3 protein-coding genes and 1 pseudogene are annotated in these 2,620 nt (G+C 70.9%); 2 read left to right on the plus strand and 2 right to left on the minus strand.

Going from position 1 to position 2,620, the window contains the following annotated elements; genetic code table 11:
* Positions 1–309, minus strand: a 309-nt coding sequence (locus tag ABZ281_RS45460; protein WP_356664256.1) for a pyridoxamine 5'-phosphate oxidase family protein, incomplete at its 3' end; no start/stop codon positions are given.
* A gap of 272 nt (positions 310–581) precedes the next feature.
* On the opposite strand from ABZ281_RS45460, the gene ABZ281_RS45465 reads away from it, so the two are divergent.
* On the plus strand, positions 582–962 hold the full coding sequence (locus ABZ281_RS45465; protein WP_356664258.1) for an anti-sigma factor antagonist: 381 nt from the start codon (positions 582–584) through the stop codon (positions 960–962).
* A 30-nt stretch (positions 963–992) separates the two neighbouring features.
* Here the strand turns inward: ABZ281_RS45465 and ABZ281_RS45470 are convergent, their stop codons facing one another.
* Positions 993–1,979, minus strand: a complete 987-nt coding sequence (locus ABZ281_RS45470; protein ID WP_356664260.1) for a nitroreductase family protein — start codon at positions 1,977–1,979, stop codon at positions 993–995.
* Positions 1,980–2,257: 278 nt separating this feature from the next.
* On the opposite strand from ABZ281_RS45470, the pseudogene ABZ281_RS45475 reads away from it, so the two are divergent.
* A pseudogene (locus ABZ281_RS45475) lies at positions 2,258–2,523 on the plus strand (hypothetical protein); the annotation flags it as partial.
* Positions 2,524–2,620 lie beyond the last annotated feature (97 nt).

A 2,620-nucleotide genomic window follows, 5' to 3' on the forward strand; every position in this document is an offset into this window, starting at 1 on the left:
GCGTTGGTGCTCGGCGGGGTCGGTCACCGCCGTGGCCGAGCCCGTGACGACAACGCTCCAGCCGGAGTGGCGGGCCGCGTCGACATCGTCGGCCTCGAAGGCCACGACCGCGCCGTCGATCGCGCGGACCAGTTCCGAAGCCGCGGAGGTGCGCAGCAGGACCGCCCCGTCGCCGTCCAGGCTGAAGTTGACCGGCAGCACGGCGGGCAAGGCCCGGCGCGTGTAGACGATGCGGCCCACAGGCACTTTGGCCATCAGCCGCAGGCACTCCTGCCGCTCGAGTTCTCGAAAACCGTCGTTGGGGTACATCAGCCAGACCGTCCTTCGCCTGATACACCGGTGCAGCGCCTTCCATCCTGAGCGAGATGGGGGGCGGAGATCAGGGGCCATGGGTCCCGGGCGATCCGGAGAACGGCCCGTGCAACACCTCGATCGTCGGGTCGCGAGTACCTGCCTGTCCGGGTCTTCAGGTGAGGCTCGGTCCGGTCGGCCGTTTCGCCCGGCCGGTCGGGTCCGGCAGAACTAGCGGGTAGGGCCGACCGGCCCTACCCGCGCCTCACCTTGCCCTGTTTCCTCAGGCCATGTCCGGCTACGACCCCAGGTCCACGTCTCATCACGCGGAACACGTCGGTGACATCACCGTCGTGGAGCTGCGCGGGGACATCGACATCCTCACCGCGCCGTCCCTATCGGCCCGGCTTGAGGCCCTCACCGCCGGTCAGGTGCCCCGATCTGGTCCTGGACCTGCGTTCCATGGTCTTCATCGACTGTGCCGGTCTGGGGGCCTGTGCCGGGCAGGGAACCGCACCGAGACCCGGCACAGCCGGCTGCGGCCGGTCACCGGCAGCAGGCGTTTCCGGCGGATCCTTGACGCTGTCAGCCTGGCAGGTGTCTTCGAGCTCCACCCCGACCTGGGCACACCCCTGACCCGTACGCCACGGGCCGTCGCCGCGGGTCGATGACCAGGTCAATGGCGAACGACTCGGCGGCGCTCAATCCAACGCCGCGCTCGGGGCGCGCCGCGGGCTCGCAGCGCCTTCGGGGCCGTGTCCCAGGCGGATGAGCATCTGCACATGACCGGTCCGACCAGGCGTCGGGCTCAGGAAGCCGCGCAGGTCAGGCCACTCCAGTCCTTGATGCAGCAGGGAGGCGCGCAGCCCATGGGCGGTGGCGAGGAGCCACACGTGCTGGAGCGCCTGTCCGGCGCGCAGCCAGTCGGCGCGGCGGTCGTGCTCGGTGATCAGCACAGCGACCACGGGTGCCGCCTCGAACGGTCGGGCGACCAGCCGTTCGGTGTGCCGTTGGGCGATGAAGTCCCGCAGGGGAAGGTTTTCACGGGTGTCCTGGGGGCCGAGTACCGCCCGCGGCAGGCCGACATCGGGAGCCGGCCGCAGGTCTTGGTGCACCCAGCGGTTGCTCTCCGCAGCGCGGTCGGTGTCGATGCGGTTGCGGCGCTCGGCCTCTGCGGTCAGGCGAAGCAGCCGCGCCGTCTCCACGGGGTCGGGGAACCAGAGCCGCGCGCCCTCCGCGTGGGCCGCTTCACCGAGTTCGTTGCTCAGATGCGGTGGCAGCGGGCGTCCCGTGAAGGGGAGGCGGCTGCTGTGTCGGCGCCAGATCGCCTCGTACAGGTCGGGCCGATGCCCCGTCGGGCGCCGACGGGCCATGGACCCTGCCAGGCGGATGACCGCGAGGAGGCCGGGGTCTTCCGGGGCGGGCAACAGACGGCCGACCGGCGACCATCCGCAGTGCGCGATCGCGACCCGGAGATTCAAAAGGCATGCCCCCACCGAAAGATGCAGGGCGCGGCCTGCCGGGTCCGTGTGTCGCAGGCCGCGTTCAGGGACGGCGCGCACGTGGAACGTGGCGGACTCGGCATCCAGGCGGAAGGACCATGGCTGGGTGTTGTGGATCGAGGGCGCGGCGACCGCGGCCGACACGCAGGTCTCCGGAATCACGGTGTCCAGGGTTGTGCTCGGCATGACGTCCTCCTCACGCGTCGGCGTAGGACAAGCGGTGCTGTCCTCCGAGCGTGGGCACCCGGCCGCAGCCCTGCGAGGGGCCGATGGTCCCGCCGCCGGGCCCGGACGGGGCACATCTCACGGTGTGCGCGGCATCCGGGCACACCGCCGCGACTCCCCGTCGCCGGTCCTGCACGGGCATGGGATGACGGCCCTGCATCGGCGGTCAGTTGGCCCGAACGACCCTCATGTGCTGCCTGGTCGACCCATACCAGGGGGCACTGTCGGCTGTCGCCTTCATGAGCGTCACGACGAGAAAGAACGACCGGCCGACGGACGGCAGCAGGCGTACGAAGAAGAGCAGGCTCTGGCGGTGGCGGAACAACCCGCTGCGGCGGCGCGACGACGTCATCGAAGCCTGGATCGTGCTGCGGTACGGGCGGTCATCGCCGTGGGCGGTACCGTTGCCGCCCTGGTGACGGCCCACGCAGCCGACGAGGTGTCGGCCCGGCAGCGCGCCGAGCGCCATTCCGTGCGCGCCGTGCTCCTCACCGACGTCGCACGGCCGGCGACGGGGGCCGGGATCACCAGTGACGTGGCCACCGTGCACACCCACTTCCACCGGATCGTCCGTCGTCTTAATCGTACTTACTCGACTGGCC

It is taken from the genome of Streptomyces sp. NPDC006265, from assembly GCF_040613555.1.
Taxonomy (GTDB): Bacteria; Actinomycetota; Actinomycetes; order Streptomycetales; family Streptomycetaceae; genus Streptomyces.